This is a genomic window from Nonomuraea recticatena, assembly GCF_039533245.1.
Lineage (GTDB): Bacteria > Actinomycetota > Actinomycetes > Streptosporangiales > Streptosporangiaceae > Nonomuraea > Nonomuraea roseola.
In genome coordinates this window covers 100,326-121,344 of the sequence record NZ_BAAATE010000002.1, presented here as the reverse complement: position 1 = coordinate 121,344, position 21,019 = coordinate 100,326, and the positions used below count along the sequence as shown (strand labels likewise).

Here is a 21,019-nt window from a genome sequence, read left to right as displayed (position 1 = left end):
AAAGTCAGCCGAAATCTTGGGAAGCGCTCTGGAATTCATCTGAAAGACTCTCGCAGAAACGTACTCGCAATCCTGGCGGGTCACCATGACACCACCGCGGAAAGGGAGGCCCCATGACGCAGCTGACCGCGCTCGACGCGCAGTTCCTCAGCGCCGAGTCCGCCACGACCGCCGCGCACGTCGCGGGTGTGGCCGTCCTCGACCCGAGCTGCGCACCTTCGGGCACGATCACGCGTGAGCGTCTGGCGGCCCTGCTGCTGGAGCGGATGCACCTGTCTCCTGCGCTGAGCCTGCGGGTGACGGAGGTGCCGTTCGGGCTCGACCATCCCTACTGGGCGCCCGATCCCGACTTCTCCATCGACAACCACCTGTTCGAGACCGAGCTCGAGGCGCCGGGCGAGGACACCCAGCTGGCCGACACCGTCGCCCGGCTGCACGCGCGGCACCTGAACCGCGATCATCCGCTGTGGGAGATGCACCTGATCACCGGGCTGTCCGGCGGCAGGGTCGCGGTCTACACCAAGGTCCACCACGCGGCCATCGACGGGGTCTCGGGCGCCGAGACGCTGGCCGCGCTGCTCGACCTCTCCCCCGAGCCGCGCTCGGTGGAGCCGCCCTCGTGCCCGCCGCCCGAGGCCCCGCACGTGCTCGACATGCTGGCGGGCGCCGCCGTGCGCACGGTGACACACCCGGCGCGGGCGGTGCGCTCGCTGGTCAGGGCGGCAGGCGACCTCGACGCGATCCCCGTGGTGGCCACGCTGCCGGGCTCCAGGCTGATCGCCAGGGCGGCCCGCTTCGTCACGGGCGACGAGCGCTCCAGGCCCGACCTGCCCTCGCTGGCCGTCCCGCACACCCCGTTCAACGGGCCGATCAGCGCCGAGCGCAGGTTCGCCTACGGCTCGGTGCCGCTGAAGGAGGTCAAGCACGTCGCCAAGAGCTACGGGATGAGCGTCAACGACATCGTCATGGCGCTGTGCGCGTCGGCGCTGCGCGCCTGGCTCGACGAGCGCGGCGCGCTGCCCGACCAGCCGCTGATCGCCGCGGTGCCGGTGGCCGTGCGCACGGCCAGCGCGCGAGACTGCGCGGGCAACCAGATCTCGGCGATGATCATTCCGATGGCCACGCACGTCGCCGACACCGGCGAGCGGCTGAGGGCGACGGCCGAGGCGATGAGCACCGCCAAGCGCAGGTTCGCGATGTCTCCCGCGACCTGGCTCCACGAGCTGTGCGCGATGCTGCCCTCGCCGGTCTCCGCGCTGACCCCCGCGGTCTTCAGGCTGGCCTCGGTGGCGTTCCCGCCGATCAATCTGATCATCAGCAACGTGCCAGGGCCGCAGTTCCCCCTGTACCTGTGCGGAGGGCGGGTGCTGTCGTACTACCCGCTGTCGGTGCTGACGGATCTGAGCGGCGGGGTCAACATCACCTGCTTCTCCTACGACGGCGTGCTCGACTTCGGCGTCGTGGCCTGCCCCGATCGCGTGGACGACGTGTGGCGGCTGATGCACCACCTGCGCACGGCGATGGACGAGCTCACCTTCCTCACCAGGGATCTCGCGCCGGTCTAGGGGCCTGAGGGAGGGCAGGCGCTCTCGGCCTGCCTGCCGTCCTCGATCGCCAGGATGGGCGCGCCGACGAGATGGCGCAGCGCCTTCCTCAGCACGGCCCGCTCCTGGGTGTCGAGGCCGCCCAGGAGCCGCTCCTCGACAGCCTCGATGTCGCCTCTGGCGGCCTTGAGCGCCCGGCCGCCCTCGGGTGTGACCTCGATGATGCGCGCCCTGCGGTCCGCGGGATCAGGCCTGCGCACGACCAGCCCCGCGCCCTCGAGCTCGTCGAGGATGACCACCAGCTTGCTCTTGTCGACCGACACCGCCTGGGCGAGGGCGAGCTGGGTGCGGGCGGGGGCCTCGACGATCGCCATCAGCACCGTGTAGCCCCACAGGCTCATCCCGTGCTCCCTGACCACCGCGCTCTCGGCGGTGGACAGGCCCTGCTTCAACCTGGCGAACGACCAGTGCAGGTCCTCGTGCAGCCAGCTGCCTGGCGAGTCGTCGGCGGCGGGGGCGGCGGTCATGACGCCCATGATAGCAAGAACAAATCATCTTGACTTGAAACCATCTGGGCTTATATTGATTTCAATCTCAGATCATCTGAAGTTGAGAGGAATCAGCGTGGACACCGAACTCAGGGATCGCGTGGTCCTGGTCACCGGCGCGTCGAGCGGCATCGGGGCGGCGACCGCCCGCGCCTTCGGACGCGAGGGCGCCCGGGTGGCGATCACCTACAGGAGCGGCAGGGACAAGGCCGAGAAGGTGGCGGCCGAGGTGGAGGCCGCGGGCGGGCACGCGTACGTCGTGCGGCTCGACCTCGAGGACCTGCCGAGCGTCGCCAGGGCCGTCGAGGCCGTCGCCGGGCACTGGGGCGACGTCGACGTCCTGGTGGCCAACGCCGTCCGCTGGGGCGGTGACGCACCGCCGGAGCCGGGCGTCCGGTTCGAGGACGTGCCGCTGAAGGAGTGGGAGGCGATGATCAACGCCAACCTGGTCGGGGCCGCCGCCTCCGTCAGCGCGGTCCTTCCCGGCATGCGCGCCAAGGGCTGGGGCCGCATCGTGCTGATCTCCTCGGGCGTCGCGGAGGAGGGCCTGCCGGGACCGGGCCCGTACGGCACCGCGAAGTCGGGCCTGTACGGGCTCGCCCGCAGCCTCGCATGGAACGGCGGCAGGGACGGGATCCTGGTCAACGTCGTGGCGCCCGGCTTCACCCTGACCGAGAGCCGCCCGCCCATCCCCGAGTTCGTCGTCGAGGCGCTGGCCGCCGCGACGCCCACCCGCAGGCTCTCCGACGCCGACGACGTGGCCAGGATCGTGGTGTTCCTGGGCTCGGGCGCCAACGGCAACCTGACGGGCGAGCTGGTCAGGGACGGCTCCTCCGCCGCGCGCGCTCCGCACCTCGGCGGTTAGCGAGGGGGCGGGGCGGTCAGGCGAGCGAGTGGGCGATGAGGTCGGCCACGGCGTCGGCGTCGATCTGGTGCCCGGTGAGCTGGCAGAGGTTCTCCTGGTAGAGCAGCACCGCGGCGAAGGTCGCCGCGGCCACCTCCAGCCGCGCCCTGTCGCCCCTGGCCCCGGGCAGCGCCAGCTCCAGCGCGAACCTGGAGCGCCCGATCAGCTCGCCGTTCAGCCGCCCCAGCCGCTCGCGCACCGAGCCGTGCGTGTCGGCCTCCCTGAACAGGATGCGCCGCATCGCGGGCGAGGCCCGAAGCGGCAGCCGCCTGGCGAGCCTGGACAGCGTGCGGGCCGCGTCCCCCGGCACCGCCTCGACCTCACGCCCCTCCTCCACCAGCGTCCGCTCGTCGACCAGGGCGACCAGGACGTCGATCTTGCGGGGGAAGTAGTGGAACAGCAGCCCCTTGGGGACCTTGGCCAGCTTGGCGATCAGCGAGGTGGGCGTCGCGGCGTAGCCGCCACCCGCGAACAGCTCCTCCGCCGCGTCGAGGATCCGCGTGCGGGAGTCGCCTCCTGCGAACTCCTTGGCGGGTGGGCCTGGCTCGTCGGGGTGCGGTGAGGTCTGGTCCACAGCCGAACGATAGCCGGGGCCTCGCCGTGCAGGACCTGCCGTCAAGGGGAGATCACCGTTCATGAGAGACTCGTGTATAGTTTGAGACATAAATGTCGCAAAAGATACGGGGAAGTATCATGGCAGTGACCGCCGAGCAGATCGTCACGGCGGCGATCCACCACCTCAACTCCCACCCCACCGCCTCCATGGCCGAGCTGGCCGAGGCGGCGGGGGTCAGCAGGGCCACCCTCCACCGCCACTTCTCCAGCCGCGACGACCTGCTCGTCGCCCTCGGCAGGCGGGCGCTGGAGCGCTGGGAGCAGGTGCAGGACGCCCTCGACCTCACCTCAGCCGCCCAGGAGAGCGACCCCGCGCGGCTGGCCGCCACGCTGCGCGACCTGCTCGTCAACCTCGTGGACATGGCCGACGAGCACGGTTTCGCGCTCACCGACCCCGCCATGGAGGTCGACCCCGATCTGCTGCGCAAGCTCGAGGAGCTGGAGGGGCGCGAGATGGCGCTGTTCGCCGCCGCCCAGCGGGCCGGCGTGCTGCGCGCCGAGCTGCCGGTGCGGTGGGTGGGCAACGCGGTGTACGGCCTGCTGGTCGCGGTCAGGGAGAGCCTGCGCAGGGGTGACGTGGCCAGAAGGGACGCGACCGGCCTGCTCGTCGACACCTTCCTCAAGGGCATGGGCCGATGACCCAGCTGCAGGACAGCGGCCTGTTGAGCCGCAGGCGGCGGTGGGCGGCACTGGCCGTCCTGTCGGTGAGCCTGCTGCTCGTGGTCATGGACATGACGATCCTCAACGTGGCGCTGCCCGCCATCTCCGAGGACCTGCGGCCCGACGCGATCGAGCTGCTGTGGATGGTCGACGCCTACTCGCTGGCGGTCTCAGGCCTGCTCGTCACGGTGAGCGCGCTGGGCGACCGGTGGGGTCGCAGGAAGATGCTGATCAGCGGCTTCGCGCTGTTCGGCGCGGCCTCGGTGGCGGTGGTGTGGGCGAGGGATCCCGCCGCCCTCATCGCGCTCAGGGCGCTGCTCGGCGTGGGCGGCGCGATGATCATGCCGTCCACGCTCTCCATGATCCGCACCCTGTTCACCGACCCCAGGGAGCGGGCCACCGCGCTCGGCATCTGGTCGGCGATGGCCGCCCTCGGCGCCGCGCTCGGCCCGATCCTGGGCGGGCTGCTGCTGGAGGCTTTCAGCTGGCACGCCGCGTTCCTGGTGAACGTGCCCGTGATGGCCCTCGCGATCGTGGCGGGGCTGATGCTGCTGCCCGAGTCGCGCAACCCGAACCCCGGCCGCTGGGACGCGCTCGGCACCCTGCTGTCGATCGCCGGCATGGTCGCCCTCGTCTACGGCGTCAAGCACGCCGGCGACGTGGGCGGCTGGGTCGCGCTGGCCTCGGCGGCCGTCCTGCTGGGCTGGTTCGTCAGGCGCTGCCTGACCAGGAAGGATCCGCTGCTGGAGATCCGCCTGTTCGGCAGCCCGTCCTTCAGCGCGGGCACGGTCGCCGCGCTGACCACCTCGATCGCCATGGCCGCGATGATGCTGCTGCTGGCGCAGTGGATGCAGCTGGTGCAGGGCTACTCGCCGCTGGAGACCGGCGTGCGGATGCTGCCGACCGCGCTCGGCGCCTTCGTGCTGTCGCCGCTGGCGCCCGCGCTGGCGGCCAGGATCGGCGCGCGCACCGTGCTGGCGGGCGGCCTGCTGGTGGCGGGGGCGGGCTTCCTGGTGCTGTTCGTCGCGCCGAGCCCGCTCGGCTACGGCGCGGTCGCGCTGGCGCTGCTGCTGGTCGGAGCGGGCATGGGCTCGCTGGCCATCGCGTCGGCGGTGATCATGGCGGGCTCACCGCCCGAGAAGGCGGGCAGCGCGGCCGCCATCGAGGAGACGAGCTACGAGCTGGGCGGCACGCTCGGCGTCGCGGTGCTCGGCAGCCTCGCCACCGCCTTCTACCGGTCGCGGCTGACGGTTCCCGAGGGCATGCCCGCGCAGGCCGTCGAGGAGTCCCTGGGCTCGGCGCTGGAGGCGGCGCGGGAGGCCGGAGCCACGGGGGCCGAGCTGGCCCGGCAGGCGCAGACCGCCTTCACCGAGTCGCTCGCGGTCACGGGGGCCGCGGGAGCGGCGCTGCTGCTGGTCGCCGGCGTCGCGGTGTGGTGGCTCACCCCCCGCGCGCTGAGCCTCACCGAGCACCGATAGCGCGCATCAGCGTGGGGTAGGCGCGGCGCAGCTCCCTCTGCCAGTGGGCGTGGTCGTGCCTGCCCCTGTAGAAGTGCGTCTCCACCTCGATGCCCAGCTCGCCGAGCCTGGCGGCGAAGGCCCTGCCCGCCTTTCCCGCCAGGTGCTCGGCGGGGTCCTCCCACAGCTCGGCCGTCCCCGAGGCGACGACCAGGCGGACGCCCCTGAGCCGTTCGGCCTGGTCGTAGGGGTTGTGCGCGCGCCAAACCGCGCGCTGCTCGTCGGGGTCGCCCCAGACGCGCTTCCAGTCGGTGCCGGGGCAGCCGAACGTGGTGCCCGCCATGACCGCCTGCGGCACCCCTGGCGCCAGGATGTGGACGGCCCCGCTGAAGGAGGCCGCCGCCTGGAAGTGGCCCTCGGCGGCGTAGAGCATCGCCCCCTGCCCGCCCATCGAGTAGCCGGCCACGGCGCGCCGCCCGCCCGCCCTGTAGCGCGTCTCCAGCAGCGGCAGCAGCTCCTTGAGGTGGTAGGTCGCCCAGCGGGGCGGGCCGCCGCTGCCGCCGTTCCACCAGTCGGAGTAGCTGCCGCACCTGCCGCCGTCGGGCATGACCACGATGACGCCGGTGTCCTCGGTGAGATCGTCGACGTCGGTCCTCGAGGTCCACGAGGTGTAGCTGTCGAACCCTCCGTGCAGCAGCCACAGCACGGGCCAGGTGCGGTCGGCCTCGCGCGACCACCCCTTGGGCAGCAGCAGCCTGACCCTGGTGGTGGCGCCGAGCGCCGCCGACTCGATCGTCAGCTCCATCCGCCGGTCGTCGAGCCGCCGCTCGGTGACGGCGGGCTCCGCGTCGCGTTCGGCGGGGACGTCGCGGTTCAGCGGGCCGCGCTCCTGCCGGCCGCCGTTGTTCAGGAGCAGGACGACCGCGACCGCCACGACCAGCGCGAGCAGGCCGCCCGCCGCCAGGACCCTGGCCGCCATCGGGCCTCCTTATGAGACCCGCGCATAATAGCCGGATGAGATCGATCAGCACCACGGCTCTGTCCGTGTTCCCTTTGTGCCTGGGCACCAACACCTTCGGCTGGACCGCCGACCGTGAGGCCTCCTTCGCCGTGCTCGACGCCTACGTCGAGGCCGGCGGCAACTTCATCGACACCGCCGACGTGTACCCGAGCTGGGCCACGGGAGAGTCCACCTCGGAGATCGTCATCGGCGAGTGGATGGCCGAGCGCGGCAACCGCGACTCGATCGTCCTGGCCACCAAGGTCGGCATGCTGGCCGGCCTCGAGGGCCTGTCGCCCTCCACGATCCGCACCGCGGTGGAGAACTCCCTGCGCCGCCTGCGCACCGACCGCATCGACCTGTACTGGGCGCACGTCGACGACCGGGACACGCCGCTGGCCGACTCGCTGGCCGCCTTCGACGCGCTGGTGCGCGAGGGCAAGGTGCGCTACCTCGGCGCCTCCAACTACGGCGCGGCACGGCTGGCCGAGGCGCTGCGCATCTCCGACGACGAGGGCATGGCCCGCTACATGGCGCTCCAGCAGCCCTACAACCTCGTCGAGCGCGGCTACGAGGGCGAGCTGCGCGAGGTGGTGGCCCGTGAGGGGCTGTCGAGCACGCCGTACTACGGCCTGGCCCGCGGCTTCCTGACCGGCAAGTACGCCGGCGGCGCCGCCGTCGACAGCCCGCGCGCGGGAAAGGCGGCGGAGTATCTCGAGACCGAGCGCGGCCCCCGCGTCCTGGAGGCGCTGGCCACGGTCGCCGCGGGCAGGGGCGTCGAGCAGGCCACGGTCGCGCTGTCCTGGCTGCTGGCCCAGCCGACCGTCGCCGCGCCGATCTCCAGCGCGCGAAACGCCGAGCAGCTCAAGCCGCTGCTCGAGGCCGTCCACCTGAAGCTCGGAGCCGACGAGCTGGCGCTGCTCGACCGGGCCTCGCGCTGACATACGCGAAAGGGCCGGGCTCGCGGTGAGCCCGGCCCTTCGAGGCGGCGACGGTCAGTGCTTGACCGCCTGCTCGGCGCCGACACCGGTCAGCGAGCGGACCTCGATCTCGGCGTACTTGGCGGCGTTGTACTCCTTGCTCAGCACGGTGCCGAGCCAGCCGCAGAAGAAGCCGACAGGGATGGAGATCAGGCCCGGGTTCGACAGCGGGAACCAGGCGAAGTTGGCGTCCTTGAACAGCGCGGTCGCCGAGCCCGACACCACCGGCGAGAAGATCACCAGGATGAGCGCGGAGACCAGTCCTCCGTAGATGGCCGACACCGCCCCCACGGTGTTGAACCTCTTCCAGAACAGGCTGTAGAGGATCGCGGGCAGGTTGCCGGAGGCGGCCACCGCGAAGGCCAGCGCCACCAGGAAGGCGACGTTCTGCCCCTGGGCCAGGATGCCGAGGCCGATGGAGGCCGCGCCGATGACGAACGCCGACACCTTGGCGACCACGACCTCCTGGCGCTCGCTGGCGGTGCCGCGCCTGAACACGTGGGCGTACAGGTCGTGGGCGAAGCTGGAGGAGGAGGCGAGGGTGAGTCCTGCGACCACCGCGAGGATGGTGGCGAAGGCGACGGCGCCGATGAGAGCCAGCAGGATCGTGCCGCCGATGGGGCCGAAGATGTCCTCGCCGATCCGCTGGGCCAGCATGGGAGCCGCGGTGTTGCCCGCCTTGTCCCCCGCGGTGATGGCCTTCGTCCCGACCACGGCGGCGGCGCCGAAGCCGAGGACGAGGGTCAGCAGGTAGAAGGTGCCGATGATGCCGATGCCCCACAGCACCGACTTGCGGGCGTCCTTGGCGGTGGGCACGGTGTAGAAGCGGATGAGGATGTGCGGCAGGCCCGCCGTGCCGAGGACGAGCGCGAGGCCGAGGCTGATCAGGTCGAGCTTGCCGGCCAGTCCCTGCGCCTCGGTGCCGTACTTCAGACCAGGCTTGAGGAAGGCCTCGCCCTTGCCGCTCTGCGTGGCGGCGTCGCCGAGCAGGGCCGACAGGTTGAAACCGAACTTGCCCAGCACCAGCAGCGTGACCAGGGCCGCGCCGCCCATCAGCAGGACCGCCTTGACGATCTGCACCCAGGTGGTGCCCTTCATGCCGCCCACGACCACATAGATGATCATGAGGACGCCGACGCCGACGATGACCAGGTTCTTCTGGGCCGGGTCGGTGACGCCGAGCAGCAGGCCGACCAGCGCGCCCGCGCCGACCATCTGGGCCAGCAGGTAGAAGATGCTCACCACGATCGTGGAGACACCCGCCGCGGTGCGGACGGGGCGCGGGCTCATCCTGAAGGCCAGCACGTCGGCCATCGTGAACTTGCCCGAGTTACGCATCAGCTCGGCCACCAGCAGCAGAGCCACCAGCCAGGCCACTAGGAAGCCGATGGAGTAGAGGAAGCCGTCGTAGCCCGACAGCGCGATGATGCCCGCGATGCCGAGGAACGAGGCGGCCGACATGTAGTCGCCGCCGATCGCCAGGCCGTTCTGGAAGCCGGTGAAGGAGCGGCCGCCCGCGTAGTAGTCGGCGGCGGTCTTCGTCTGACGGCTGGCCCAGAAGGTGATGCCCAGCGTCGCGACGACGAAGACGAGGAAGAGGACGGCGGAGAGAGTCACTTGGCCTTCTCCTCGACCTCGTGGCGGAGCTTGTCGGAGATGGGGTCGAGCTTCTTCTCCATGTGCCTGGCGTAGGCCCACGCGATCCAGAAGGTCGAGACGAACTGGAGCAGTCCGAAGATGAGCGCGATGTTGATGTTGCCAAGGACCTTGATGCCCATGAAGTCGCGCGCCCAGCCCGACAGGACCACGTACAGCAGGTACCAGGACAGGAACGCCGCGGTCATCGGGAAGGTCCACGCCCTGAAGCGCCGCCTCAGCTCCTGGAACTCACTGCTGGCCTGCACCTGTTCATAGACAGAAGAGTCATGTTCTCTGGTAGTCACAGCTCAAGCCCTCCGGGGAGTGTGATGCGGATCACGCACAAGGTAAGAGGGCAAACTACCCGGCGTGGAGGGGGTGAGTCCGCCTGTTCGGTGAGCCGCCACGGCGTGGCGACCAGCTGAAGTCAGGTTGCGATGAATGGTCCGATTTGCGCGGTGAGCGGTCTCACCCCTTCACCGCCCCCGCCGTCAGCCCCTCGACGATGTAGCGCCGGATCGCGGCGAACAGCACCAGCGTCGGCACCACCGACACCACGGTGGCCGCCGCCATGGACCCCCAGTCGATGTCGTACTGGGTGATGAAGGAGTTCATCGCCACCGGCACGGTCTTGGCGTCCTCGCTGTCGATGAAGGTGATTGCCAGGAACAGCTCGTTCCACACCTGGACGAAGGCGAAGATGAAGGTGGCCGCGACCCCCGGCAGCATGACCGGGAGGATCACCCTGACCATCGCCTGGAGCCTGGAGGCCCCGTCCACCTGCGCGGCCTCCTCCAGCGCGACGGGGACCCGCTCGTGGAAGCCCCGCATGATGATCGTGCAGAACGGCACCAGCATGGCGATGTAGACGACCATCAGCCCCGCCAGCCTGTTGAGCAGGCCGAGGTCGGACATCAGCAGGTAGAGCGGGCCCAGCGCGATGAACAGCGGGATCATCTGCGTGACGAGGAAGGCCAGCATCAGCGCGCCCCTGCCGGGGAAGTCGAAGCGGGCCAGCACGTAGCCGCCGAGCACCCCGATCACGGTGACCACCGCGGCGGAGACCAGCGCCACCAGGAGGCTGTTGAGCAGGTAGAGGTCGAAGTCGGCGAAGGAGAACAGCTCGGCGTAGTGCTCGAAGGTCACCTCGGCCGGCCAGTAGCGCAGCGGCATGGAGAAGATCTCGCTCTTGGGCTTGAGCGAGGTGATGACGATCCAGTACAGCGGGAAGACCGTGATCAGGAGCCAGACGCCGAGCACGATCGCCTTGGCCGCTCTCCTCAGGATCATCGCGACCTCTCGAAGCGTGTGGCGTTGAGGTAGAACAGGCTGAAGGACAGCAGCAGACCGAGCACCAGGAAGCCGACCGCGCCCGCCCTGCCGTAGTCGCCGCCCATCACCTGCTGGATGAGGAAGGTCGTGACGATGTCCGTGGAGCCCGCGGGCCCTCCGCCGGTCATCGAGTAGATGAGGTCGGGGAAGTTCAGGATCCAGATCACCCGCAGCAGCACGATCAGCGCCAGCGTCGGGCGGATGTGCGGCAGCGTCACGTGCCAGAACTGGCGCAGGCGCGAGGCGCCGTCCACCGCGGCCGCCTCGTACAGCTCTCGCGGCACCGACTGCAGCGCCGCCATGATCATGATCGCGAAGAAGGTCACGCCGTACCAGACGTTGGCCACGATCACCGACGTCATGGCCCAGCCGGGCGAGGACAGGAAGCCGATGCGGGTGTCGATGATCCCGGTGCGCAGCAGCAGGTCGTTGATCACGCCGAACTGGCCGTTGAACATCCACCGCCACAGCAGCCCGATCAGGAAGCCCGACATCGCCCAGGGGAAGAACACCCACGCCTGGTAGAGCCCCCTGCCGCGAAAGTGCCTGCGCAGCAGCAGGGCCAGACCGAAACCGAGGAGGAACTGGAAGAACAGCGACACGCCCACCCAGAGGCCGGTGTTGCGCAGCGCCGTCCAGAACCGCTCCTCGGCCAGCACCGCCCTGAAGTTCTCCAGGCCCACGAACGGCGTCGAGGTCAGGTCGAAGAGGTTGTAGCGCTGGAAGGCGATGACGCTGCCGCGCACCATCGGGTAGTAGGTGAAGACCGCGACGAAGGCCACGCCGGGCAGCAGGCACAGCGCGATGAGCCCTGCCTTCCTCGCGGTGAAGGCGGGACGGCTCACGAAGCCTGACCCGTCCAGAACTCGTCCCACGCCTTCAGCACCTCGGCCGTGCTCTTCTTGCCGGTCAGCAGCGCCTGGACGTCACGGTCGGAGTCGACGAGGAACTGGCTCCATCCCGGCGAGTCGACCGGCCTGATCGTGATGACCTGCTTGGGGTCCTTCTGCGCCTCCAGGTAGGCCTTCCACGCGCCCTGCGAGAACTGCGGGTCGTTCTGCGCCGAGGACGAGATCGGGATCAGCGAGTTGCCCTTGGCGAAGCGCAGGCTCTGCTGCGCCTCCGACAGGAACTGCACCAGCTTGACGGCCTGGGCCTTGTGGGCGCTGAAGGAGGTGACGCCCCATCCGGCGTAGCCGACGGGCTGGAAGGCGTAGCCGGTCGGGCCCTTGGGGATGGGCGCCGTCGACCAGGAGGTGACGCCGCTCTCCTCGACCGTCTTGATCACCTCGGGGTCCTGGATCAGCATGCCGGTGACCCCCGAGGTGAAGCCCTGGACCATCTCCGGGTAGCCCCACGAGACCGAGTCCGGCGGCGACGCCTCCTTGAAGATCTTCACGAACAGGTCGAGCGCCTGGGCCGCCTCGGGCGTGGAGAAAATCGTCTTCTTGTCCTTCAGGTAGAAGGACTTCTCGGGGTCCAGCGCCTCGCCGTTGTAGGCGCTGATCATCTGGACCGCGTAGTCGGCGCCGCCCTTGCCGCCCCTGAAGGAGTAGCCGAACCGCTCCCCCGTGGTCATCCTCTTGCCCTCCTGGTAGAGCTCCTCCCAGGTGGCGGGCGGCTTGGTCATCCCCCAGTCGGTCCTGTAGAACAGCGCCCGCTGGTAGAAGCCGTAGGGAATCAGGTACGGCTTGCCGCCCACCTCCACGGCCTTCTTCCTGGCCAGCTCGGTGAGGTCCTGCCAGCCGGCCCACTGCGTGGTGGGCAGTTCGGCCAGCCAGCCGTTGTTGGAGAAGGACTTGACCGTGTGGTCGCGCACCTCCAGCACGTCCAGGTCCTTCTTCGTCTGCAGGATCTGGGTGATCTTCTGGTCGGCGCTGTCGAGGGGCGGCGAGATGAGCTCCACCTCCACGCCGGGGTTGGCCTTCTCGAAGTCGGCGAGCAGGCTCTTCATCAGTTTGGTCCTGTCAGGGCTGGTCAGGCTCTCGATCATGCGGAGCCTGACCGTGCCGCCGCCGTCGGACGAGGAGCCCGAGCCGCACGCGGCGATCGTCAGAGTGGCGGCGGCCAGGGCCGCGAGGAGGGGAGTTCTCATGGGTGCCTCCTGGGTGACAGCGCTGTCACTCAAGCTAGGCGCACAACCCCCTCCAGCGCTAGAGCCAGATCCTCGACGAGCGTGTCCGCAGGCTCGAGACCCACCGACAGGCGCACCAGCCCGACGGGGATGCCCATGGTGACGCGCACCGACTCCTCGGTGGTCAGCGCGGGCGCGGCGACCAGGCTCTCGAACCCGCCCCACGACACCCCGATCCTGAAGACCTTCAGCCCGTCGAGGAAGGCGGCCACGACCTGCCGCTCGTCGGTGTCGAGCTCGAGGCCGAAGACGCTGGAGAAGCCCGCCATCTGCCGCCTCGCCAGCTCGTGGTCGGGGTGGGAGGCCAGCCCCGGATGGTGGACGGCGCGCACCGCCTCGTGCCGGTCGAGGAAGGCCGCGACGGCCAGGCCGCGCTCCTGGTGGGCGGCCATCCTGACGGGCAGCGTGCGCAACCCCTTGATCACCTTGGCCGCGTCGTGCGGGGACATCGCCGCGCCGTACAGCTGGTACTCCGTCAGCGCGATCGGCCTGATCAGCTCGGCGGAGCCGGCCACCACCCCGCCGACGAGGTCGCTGTGGCCCCCCACGTACTTCGACAGCGAATGGATCACCAGATCGACGCCCATGGTCAGCGGCTTCTGGAACAGCGGCGTGGACCACGTGTTGTCCATCACGGACACCAGCCCGTGACCCGAGGCCCACGCGGTCACGGCGGGGATGTCCACCACGCGGTAGCTCATGTAGGAGGGCGACTCGAAGTAGAGTACTCGCGTGTTCGCTCTGATAGCGCTGTCAAGACCGGCGGGGTCGCCGACATGTGTGTGCGTGACGCCGAACTTCTCCAGGTAGCGAAGGAACTGCGTGGTGGGCCCGTAGATGGCGCCCAGCACCAGCACGTGGTCGCCCCCCGACACCAGCGACGAGACGGTCGCCGAGATCGCGCCCATGCCCGAGCCGAAGCACTTGGCCCGCTCGGCGCGCTCCAGCGCCGCCAGCTTGCGCTGGGCCAGGTCGACGGTCGGGTTGGTGCCGCGCCAGTAGACGTAGCGCTCGTCCTCGTCCTTGATCGCCTCGGCGAGGTCGCCCGCCGTCTCGAAGGTGAACAGGGAGTTCTCGAACACCGGCGGATTGACCGCGCCCAGCGCCCACGGTTCGTCCTCGCCCAGCCTGCCGCAGATCCAGTCATCGTTCATGGGGGGACACTATGACAGCGCGCCAGAGACCCACCATGGCGGACGTGGCCAGGCACGCGGGGGTGAGCCTCAAGACGGTCTCGCGGGTGGTCAACCAGGAGCCGCACGTCAGCGGGCCGCTGCAGCGCAGGGTGCAGGAGGCGATCAACGCGCTCGGCTTCCGCCGCAACGAGGCCGCCAGCCGCCTGGCCAGGGGCGCGGCGATGCTGACGATCGGGCTGGTGATGGAGAACATCTCCAACCAGTTCTACGCCCACCTGGCCGCCGCCGTGGAGAGCGCGGCGGCCGAGCACGAGGCGCTGGTCGTCTTCGGCTCCTACGAGGAGCGGCCCGAGCGGGAGCGGATGCTCGTGGAGTCGATGTTCGCGCGCGGCGTCGACTCCCTCATCCTGGTGCCGTCGGCAGGCGGCCACGGCTGGCTGGCCGAACTGCTGGGCGGCGGCCTTCGCGCGGTGTTCGTGGACAGGGTGCCCGCGGGGCTGCCCGAGTCCAGCGCGGTGCTGCTCGACGACTTCAAGGGCGGGCGCCTGGCCACCGAGCACCTGATGGCGCGGGGGCACCGGCGCATCGCGCTCATCTCCGACGACGAGAACCTCAGCTCGGTGCACGACAGGGCGCGCGGCTACCGCGAGGCCCTCGGCACGGTGGACGAGTCGCTCGTGACCAGCGGGGTGTTCGACCCCTGGCGGGCCGCGCGCGAGGTCGACAGGCTGCTGGAGCTGCCCGACCCGCCCACGGCCTTCTTCGCCACCAACAACAGGGCGGCGATCGGGATCCTCCAGGCGTTGAGGACGCGCCGCGAGAGGCCCGCGTTCGTGGGGTTCGACGACTTCGCGCTGGCCGACGTCTTCGACCCGGGGGTGAGCGTGGTGCGCTACGACACCGCGCTGCTCGGCCGTACCGCCGTCGACCTGCTCTTGGACGGCGGGCCCGCGCGCATGGTCAGGGTGCCGGTCGAGCTGGTGGTGCGCGGCTCGGGCGAGCTGCCCGTCACGACGAGCGAGAGCGCCAGTCGCCGCGGTCGAGGTTGAGCGTCTCGGGGGTGTGCAGGCGGACCATCGTCCTGGCCACCCCCAGCGGGACGCGGTGCGGGGTCAGGAACGAGACCACGACCATGACGAAGAAGGCGATCGGCACCGTCCAGGCCGCGGGCTGGGCCAGCAGCGCGCCCACGAGCCCGCCGTACGGCCCGCCGGTGATCTGCGCCATCACCGCCGCGCACGCCAGCCCCCCGCCCACGAACAATCCCGCCAGCGCCCCCGTCGACGACAGCCTGCGCCACCAGATGCCCAGCACCAGCAGCGGGCAGAAGGACGAGGCCGCCACGGCGAAGGCGAGCCCGACCACGTCGGCGACCGGCAGCGCCCTGGCCCACACGGCCAGCGCCAGGGGCACGGCCACGGCCATCAGCGTCGCCAGCCGGAAGGCGCGCACCGCGCCGCCGCCCAGCAGGTCCTGCGCGATCACGCCCGCCACCGACACCGTCAGCCCCGAGGAGGTCGACAGGAACGCCGCGAAGGCGCCCGCGGTGACCAGCGCCGTCAGCACGTCGCCGAGCGTGCCGCCGATCACCCTGCCGGGCAGCGTCAGCACCACCGCGTCGGTGCCCGCCACGTCGGGAGCGTAGATCCTGCCCAGCCAGCCGTAGAGCGCGGGAAGCAGGTAGAAGGCGCCCAGCAGCGACAGCACCACCAACGTCGTACGGCGGGCCGCCCGCCCGTCGGGGTTGGTGTAGAAGCGCACCAGCACGTGCGGCAGCCCCATCGTGCCGAGGAAGGTGGCCAGGATCAGCGAGTAGGTCGAGTAGAGCCCGTACTCCTTGGCGCTGGACAGCGGCAGCTGCCAGTGCGCCATGTCGTGCTCCGACAGCCCGGGCGCGCCGCCCGACCGCCAGGCCATCAGCAGGAAGACCAGGGGGACGGCGAGCGCGGTGAGCTTGAGCCAGTACTGGAAGGCCTGCACGAACGTGATCGAGCGCATCCCTCCCGACAGCACGTTGACCGCCACCACCACGGCGACCACCAGACCGCCCACCCAGCCGGGCGCCCCCGTGATCGCGCGCAGCACGATGCCCGCGCTTTGAAACTGCGGCATGAGATAGAGCCAGCCGATCAGCACCACCAGCACGCTGGCCGTCCTGCGCACGGCCATCGACTCCAGGCGCGACTCGGCGAAGTCGGGCAGGGTGTAGGCGCCCGAGCGGCGCAGCGGCGCCGAGACCAGCACCAGCAGCACCAGGTAGCCGCCGGTCCAGCCGACGGGCAGCCACAGCATGTCCGCGCCATGGGTGAGGATGAGGCCCGCGATGCCGAGGAAGGAGGCGGCCGACAGGTACTCCCCGCCGATGGCCGAGGCGTTCCACAGCGGGGTGACCGTTCGGGAGGCCACGTAGAAGTCGGAGGTCGTGCGCGACAGACGCAGACCGAACGCGCCGATCAGGATCGCCGCGACCACCACGATGACGACGGCGGCCAGGCTCATTGCCGCTCGACCAGGTCCTCGAAGTGGCGCTCGTTGCGCTCGGCCTGCCGGACGTACAGCCAGGCCCCCGCGACGAACATCGGGTAGATCAGTCCCGCCAGCACCGCCCACGGCAGCGGCACCCCCGCCAGGTGCACCGCCCGCAGCTCGGGCACGAGCAGGAACAGCATCGGCAGCCCCAGCACCACGCAGGCCAGCACGGTGCAGACGAGCAGCGCGAGCCTGAACTGCGTGCGCAGCAGCGAGCGCATGTAGACCTCACCGAGGTGGGTCTGCTCGTCGATCTCCCTGCTGACCGGGTAGCGGGGCCTGCGCGCGGCGGCCGTGCGCGGGCTCATGACCGTGACTCTGCGCCTGGTCATCAGGCCTTCACCGCCTCTCCCTGCGCAGCAGCAGGTCGCGCAGCTCGCGGGTGTGGCGGCGGCTGACCGGGATCTCGGTGTCGCCGACCCTGACCGAGCAGCGCCCGGAGTCGATGTGCAGCTCCTCGATGTGCCTGAGCGCCACCAGATGGCTGCGGTGCACGCGCACGAAGCCGGAGGAGGCCCAGCGCTCCTCCAGCGTGGCCAGCGGGATGCGGACCAGATGGCTGCCCGCGGCGGTGTGCAGCCGGGCGTAGTCGCCCTGCGCCTCCACGTAGATCACGTCCGCCGTGGAGACGAACCTCGTCACGCCGCCCAGCTCGACGGGGATCGTGTCGGACTCCGCGCCCTCGACGGGAACGTCGGCCGAGACGCACACCCGCCTGATCGCCTCGGCAAGCCTCTCCGGCCGCACCGGCTTGAGCAGGTAGTCCTCGGCCTTGATCTCGAAGGCGTCGACCGCGTGCTCCTCGTAGGCGGTCACGAAGACGACGCGGGGCGGGTTGGCGAACTGCGACAGCAGCCTGCCGAGCACCACGCCGTCGAGCCCGCGCATCCTGATGTCGAGGAAGACCGCGTCGATCGGCCGCCCCTCGGCGATGGCCCTGTCGAGCAGCCGCAGCGCGGCGGCCCCGTCACGAGCGGTGGCCACCTCGCCGATCCTGGGATCGGCCCGCAGCAGGTACGACAGGTCTTCGAGCGCCGGAAGCTCGTCGTCGACCGCCAGCACCCGCAGCCTGTTCACGGCTCTCCCCTTCCATCGTTGAGAGTGATGAAACAGACATCAGGCGTCAAGCCTGTCACGCCCCGATCACAGCCGAGTATGGTTTCCCCGTGCGTGTGCAGAACCGAGTGGATCGTTCTCTCACCGCCGCCGACCTGCTGCGCGAGGAAACCTCCGCCTGGCTGGCCGCCCGCGCGGCCGACGGGCGTTTCCGCAGGTTCGGCCACCACTTCGAGGTCCTCGGGGCGATCCTGGACGGCATGCTCACCGGCATCAGGCAGCAACTGCTCGCGGTGACGGGCGCGACCTCGGAGGCCGCCTACGCGCGCTGCTTCCATCTGGACGCGAGCCTGTCGACGGTCAAACGGCTCTTCGAGTGGTACGCCCCGAAGTACGACCAGCGGCTCGACCCGCTGCGCGGCCCCGTGCTCGCCGCGGCCGACGAGGTGGTGCGCAGTTGCTGGTGGCAGCCGTTCGACGTGCTGGGCAGAAGACCGCCCGCCGGGCCGCTGCCCTACCTCGACCCGATGTTCGACGCCTTCGCCACCCCGCGCAAGGACGTGCCGAGGGACCTCGTCGACGAGCTGGTGCGCGAGCTGCCGATCCCGGTGATCTCGCTGCCCGCGTGGGCGGCCAGACAGGCGTGGTGGCTGGTGGTCGCGGCACACGAGACGGGCCACCTCGTCATGCACGACCTCGACCTGGCCCACGACGCCAGGATGGTGGCAGGCGACTGGGCCGACGAGATGTTCGCCGACGCCTACTCGGTGCTCATGGTCGGCGACGCGGCCGCCTGGATGGTGGAGGAGCTCCAGCACGGGCTGAGCGTCGACACGCTCTACTACCCGCCGCCCGCCGAACGCCTGGCCCTGCTCGCCGACCCCGCCTCCTCCGGCCTGCTCGGCCTCCAGGTCGACGGCCGTCCGCTGCGCGAGCTCGGGCAGGGCTTCGACGCCGACCTCGCGCGCCGGTGGACCTCCGCCCTGGCCGCGAACGACAGCGCCATCACCAAGGTGCGCTCCCGCGCCGCCGCCAGGACACTGGTCGCCGCCGGGGTCGCCGCCTTCCCCTCCGACCCCGAAGGGGTGCACACCAGGCTGCTGGAGAAGCTGCCCCTGTGCGGCCCCGACGGCACCATGGGCGCCGCCCCTGCCGCCCCCTCCCTGCGCGAGCTGACCGGCGAGCTCACCAGGAGGCTGGTGTGACGCTCCCGCGCGTCGTCGTCAGGGTCGCCGAGGGCGTGGTGAGCACCCCCGTGGGCTCGCGTCCGCTCGGCCCGCTCCCCCATGGTCGGCGACCTGATCCTGTTCCTTCCCATCGACCCGGAGAATGAATGAGCCGTCTGTCCCAGTGGTTCAGCGCCAAGGCCGACCACGTCCACCTGGAGTTCATCCCCGACCCTGGCTCCAGGCCGCTCGTCCCCCGCGAGGGCTACGTGCGGCTGTGGCTGACCGAGGGGTTCCTCGCCCAGCGCAGGTCGTGGGGCAACGACCACTTCCCCGCCCTGCACGGCGGGCTCACCCTCAACTTCCTGGGCACCCAGCCCGTCGGGTTCAAGGCGGTCAGCACCCCCGCGTGGTCCACGCCGGGCGTCCACCTCGACCTGCAGGTCTCGCCGCTGGTGCCGTACAACGGCGGGGTGGTCACCGTCGAGGCCGGCCTCTACCAGGTCACGCAGCAGGGGCCGCTGGGCGCCGCCGTCCAGGTGCTGGGCAAGCTCGCGGGACTGGTCGGCCCGCCGCTGGCGACCGCGGCCACCATCGCGGAGAAGATGTCCGAGGGCCTGGAGGTGGTGCTGGAGGCGACGGGAGACCAGCCGAGGCTGGGCGTCCACTGGAGCATGGTGGCGCCAGGCGGCGGCGGCAGGCCGGTGCAGGCGGGGCATCTGGTGGTGCTCGACGCGCCCGCGCCGCCGGGGAAGCTGGAGATCGTCGAGGGACGGCTCAGGGCCGACGGCCGGCCGGTGCTGCTCGACTACCTGGTGCTGCGCGTGGAGTGCCGCGAGGAGCGCGACGACCCCATCACGCCCGAGCTCGAGCAGCTCATCAGGCGGGCGGTCGAGGACGGCTTGCGCGGCAACACCGAGTCGATGAACGCGATCAGGACCGAGGCGATCGTACGGGCGTGGACCTCCTCCGACCTGGTGCCGAAGGACCAGCGGCGGGTGGCGCTGCTCATCCGCGACGAGATCGACGCGGCCAGGCCGCTCGGCGTCGTTCCGGTGGAGAGGCTGGCGGCCAGGATGGTCTCGCGCGACTCGCCCGAGCTGAAGGGGCTGCGACTGGAGGAGCTGATCAGCGGGCCGACACGCCGGGGTGGTACTTGGGCACCCTGATGTTGACCTTGGTGCCCGCGCCCTCCGCCGTCTCGACGACCAGGCCGTACTCGTCGCCGTAGACCTGGCGCAGCCGCTCGTCGACGTTGGCCAGGCCGACGCCGCTCTCGGCCGAGACGTCTCCTGCCAGGATGCGGCGCAGGCGCTCGGGGTCCATGCCGAGGCCGTCGTCCTCGACGCTGATGTGGCACTCCGCGCCCGCGTCCTCGGCGACGATCGCGATGCGGCCGACGCCGTTCTTGGATTCGAGGCCGTGCCGTACCGCGTTCTCCACCAGGGGCTGCAGGCACAGGAACGGCACCGCGACGGGCAGCACCTCGGGCGCGATGCGCAGCGTGACCCGCAGGTGGTCGCCGAAGCGGGCGCGCTCGAGGATCAGGTAGCGGTCGATGGAGCGCAGCTCCTCTGCCAGGGTGGTGAAGTCGCCGTGCCTGCGGAAGCTGTAGCGGGTGAAATCGGCGAACTCCAGCAGCAGCTCGCGGGCGCGCTCGGGGTCGGTACGGACGAAGCTGGCGATGGTGGTCAGCGAGTTGTAGATGAAGTGCGGGGAGATCTGCGCGCGCAGCGCCCGCACCTCGGCCTCCATCAGCAGGGTACGGCTGCGGTCGAGCTCGGCCAGCTCCAGCTGGGAGTCGACCCACCTGGCCACCTCCTGGGCGGCCCTGACGAGCCCCGCTGAGGTCTCCTGGCCGTAGGCGGCCAGCGAGCCGACCACTCTGTCGTCGGTGCTGAGCGGCACCACCACGGCGTGCCTGATCGGGCATTCGAGAAGGTCGCAGTCGAGGTTCAGCACCTGGGTACGGCCGTCCTTGAGCGTGCCCGCCGCGTGCGCGAACGCCTCGGCCGCGTGGTGCTCGCCCGCGCCGTCGTAGACCAGCAGCCGCTCGCCGTCGGTGATCGCGATGGCGGGCGAGCCGAGCAGCTCGCGCAGGTGCCGCGAGGCCCGCTGCGCGCCCTCCTCGCTCAGCCCCGCGCGCAGCGGGGGCGCGGCCAGGGAGGCGGTGTGCAGGGTCTCGAACGTCGCCCGTTCGGCGGGGCCCGCACCCAGCTCGCGCCTGCCCCGCAGGACGCGCCACAGCACGAGCGAGGGACCCCCGACAAGGAGGACCAGCAGCAGAACGACGACCAAGGGTTCCACGCGCGGAGCTTAC

21 protein-coding genes are annotated in these 21,019 nt (G+C 70.7%); 8 read left to right on the top strand and 13 right to left on the bottom strand.

All coding sequences use genetic code 11. The features are described from left to right. Positions 1–113 precede the first annotated feature (113 nt). Positions 114–1,565 carry a WS/DGAT/MGAT family O-acyltransferase gene (locus ABFX50_RS03835; protein ID WP_346143235.1) on the top strand — a complete coding sequence of 484 codons (1,452 nt, stop codon included), beginning with the start codon at positions 114–116 and terminating at the stop codon, positions 1,563–1,565. Here ABFX50_RS03835 and ABFX50_RS03830 read toward each other — a convergent pair. Further along, positions 1,562–2,071 carry a MarR family winged helix-turn-helix transcriptional regulator gene (locus ABFX50_RS03830; RefSeq protein ID WP_346143233.1) on the bottom strand — a complete coding sequence of 170 codons (510 nt, stop codon included), beginning with the start codon at positions 2,069–2,071 and terminating at the stop codon, positions 1,562–1,564. The genes ABFX50_RS03835 and ABFX50_RS03830 overlap by 4 nt on opposite strands. Before the next feature lie 97 nt (positions 2,072–2,168). Between ABFX50_RS03830 and ABFX50_RS03825 the strand changes: the two genes are divergently transcribed. Then, positions 2,169–2,957 carry an SDR family NAD(P)-dependent oxidoreductase gene (locus ABFX50_RS03825; protein WP_346143231.1) on the top strand — a complete coding sequence of 263 codons (789 nt, stop codon included), beginning with the start codon at positions 2,169–2,171 and terminating at the stop codon, positions 2,955–2,957. Positions 2,958–2,973: 16 nt separating this feature from the next. Here ABFX50_RS03825 and ABFX50_RS03820 read toward each other — a convergent pair whose 3' ends face one another. Continuing rightward, a complete protein-coding gene (locus tag ABFX50_RS03820) occupies positions 2,974–3,570 on the bottom strand; it encodes a TetR/AcrR family transcriptional regulator (protein ID WP_183645732.1) in 597 nt (198 codons plus the stop codon). Between the two features lie 119 nt (positions 3,571–3,689). On the opposite strand from ABFX50_RS03820, the gene ABFX50_RS03815 reads away from it, so the two are divergent. Further along, entirely contained in the window at positions 3,690–4,250 is a 561-nt protein-coding gene (locus ABFX50_RS03815) for a TetR/AcrR family transcriptional regulator (RefSeq protein WP_183645733.1), read from the top strand. Further along, on the top strand, positions 4,247–5,749 hold the full coding sequence (locus ABFX50_RS03810) for an MFS transporter (protein WP_346143228.1): 1,503 nt from the start codon (positions 4,247–4,249) through the stop codon (positions 5,747–5,749). The genes ABFX50_RS03815 and ABFX50_RS03810 overlap by 4 nt, the downstream gene beginning before the upstream one ends. Here the strand turns inward: ABFX50_RS03810 and ABFX50_RS03805 are convergent. Further along, the gene (locus tag ABFX50_RS03805; protein ID WP_346143226.1) at positions 5,733–6,707 is read right to left on the bottom strand and encodes an alpha/beta hydrolase; all 975 of its coding nucleotides are present in this window, start codon (positions 6,705–6,707) and stop codon (positions 5,733–5,735) included. The two genes, ABFX50_RS03810 and ABFX50_RS03805, sit on opposite strands and share 17 nt — an antisense overlap. A gap of 35 nt (positions 6,708–6,742) precedes the next feature. On the opposite strand from ABFX50_RS03805, the gene ABFX50_RS03800 reads away from it, so the two are divergent. Beyond that, positions 6,743–7,669: an aldo/keto reductase gene (locus tag ABFX50_RS03800; protein ID WP_346143224.1), complete on the top strand. Its 927-nt coding sequence runs from the start codon at positions 6,743–6,745 to the stop codon at positions 7,667–7,669. Between the two features lie 54 nt (positions 7,670–7,723). On the opposite strand, the gene ABFX50_RS03795 is transcribed toward ABFX50_RS03800, so the two are convergent. The 6 genes from ABFX50_RS03795 to ABFX50_RS03770 form a co-directional block, all read right to left on the bottom strand. After that, on the bottom strand, positions 7,724–9,325 hold the full coding sequence (locus ABFX50_RS03795; protein ID WP_346143222.1) for a solute symporter family protein: 1,602 nt from the start codon (positions 9,323–9,325) through the stop codon (positions 7,724–7,726). Then, a complete protein-coding gene (locus tag ABFX50_RS03790; protein WP_346143220.1) occupies positions 9,322–9,612 on the bottom strand; it encodes a DUF485 domain-containing protein in 291 nt (96 codons plus the stop codon). Before ABFX50_RS03790 ends, ABFX50_RS03795 begins: the two co-directional genes overlap by 4 nt. Positions 9,613–9,814: 202 nt before the next feature. Continuing rightward, entirely contained in the window at positions 9,815–10,636 is an 822-nt protein-coding gene (locus ABFX50_RS03785) for a carbohydrate ABC transporter permease (RefSeq protein ID WP_346143218.1), read from the bottom strand. Then, positions 10,633–11,553, bottom strand: coding sequence for a carbohydrate ABC transporter permease (locus ABFX50_RS03780; protein WP_346143216.1), 921 nt, complete (start codon positions 11,551–11,553; stop codon positions 10,633–10,635). Before ABFX50_RS03780 ends, ABFX50_RS03785 begins: the two co-directional genes overlap by 4 nt. Continuing rightward, positions 11,520–12,773 carry an ABC transporter substrate-binding protein gene (locus ABFX50_RS03775; protein WP_346143214.1) on the bottom strand — a complete coding sequence of 418 codons (1,254 nt, stop codon included), beginning with the start codon at positions 12,771–12,773 and terminating at the stop codon, positions 11,520–11,522. The genes ABFX50_RS03780 and ABFX50_RS03775 overlap by 34 nt, the downstream gene beginning before the upstream one ends. Before the next feature lie 29 nt (positions 12,774–12,802). Beyond that, positions 12,803–13,966: a trans-sulfuration enzyme family protein gene (locus tag ABFX50_RS03770; RefSeq protein ID WP_346143212.1), complete on the bottom strand. Its 1,164-nt coding sequence runs from the start codon at positions 13,964–13,966 to the stop codon at positions 12,803–12,805. A gap of 11 nt (positions 13,967–13,977) precedes the next feature. Between ABFX50_RS03770 and ABFX50_RS03765 the strand changes: the two genes are divergently transcribed. Further along, positions 13,978–14,997 (top strand): LacI family DNA-binding transcriptional regulator, encoded by a 1,020-nt coding sequence (locus ABFX50_RS03765; RefSeq protein WP_346143210.1) that lies wholly within the window; start codon positions 13,978–13,980, stop codon positions 14,995–14,997. Here the strand turns inward: ABFX50_RS03765 and ABFX50_RS03760 are convergent. The 3 genes from ABFX50_RS03760 to ABFX50_RS03750 are packed head-to-tail and all read right to left on the bottom strand — an operon-like array spanning position 14,957 to position 17,554. Further along, positions 14,957–16,447 (bottom strand): sodium/solute symporter, encoded by a 1,491-nt coding sequence (locus tag ABFX50_RS03760; protein WP_346143208.1) that lies wholly within the window; start codon positions 16,445–16,447, stop codon positions 14,957–14,959. The two genes, ABFX50_RS03765 and ABFX50_RS03760, sit on opposite strands and share 41 nt — an antisense overlap. After that, positions 16,444–16,809 (bottom strand): hypothetical protein, encoded by a 366-nt coding sequence (locus ABFX50_RS03755; RefSeq protein ID WP_183645744.1) that lies wholly within the window; start codon positions 16,807–16,809, stop codon positions 16,444–16,446. Before ABFX50_RS03755 ends, ABFX50_RS03760 begins: the two co-directional genes overlap by 4 nt. A 7-nt stretch (positions 16,810–16,816) precedes the next feature. After that, positions 16,817–17,554 (bottom strand): LytR/AlgR family response regulator transcription factor, encoded by a 738-nt coding sequence (locus tag ABFX50_RS03750; protein ID WP_346118379.1) that lies wholly within the window; start codon positions 17,552–17,554, stop codon positions 16,817–16,819. 89 nt (positions 17,555–17,643) lie between these two features. On the opposite strand from ABFX50_RS03750, the gene ABFX50_RS03745 reads away from it, so the two are divergent. Next, entirely contained in the window at positions 17,644–18,738 is a 1,095-nt protein-coding gene (locus tag ABFX50_RS03745) for a hypothetical protein (RefSeq protein WP_346143205.1), read from the top strand. 128 nt (positions 18,739–18,866) lie between these two features. Then, positions 18,867–19,868 (top strand): hypothetical protein, encoded by a 1,002-nt coding sequence (locus ABFX50_RS03740; protein WP_346143203.1) that lies wholly within the window; start codon positions 18,867–18,869, stop codon positions 19,866–19,868. Here ABFX50_RS03740 and ABFX50_RS03735 read toward each other — a convergent pair. Then, complete coding sequence (locus ABFX50_RS03735; RefSeq protein ID WP_346118384.1) at positions 19,828–21,006, bottom strand: sensor histidine kinase; 1,179 nt, start codon at positions 21,004–21,006, stop codon at positions 19,828–19,830. The two genes, ABFX50_RS03740 and ABFX50_RS03735, sit on opposite strands and share 41 nt — an antisense overlap. Positions 21,007–21,019 lie beyond the last annotated feature (13 nt).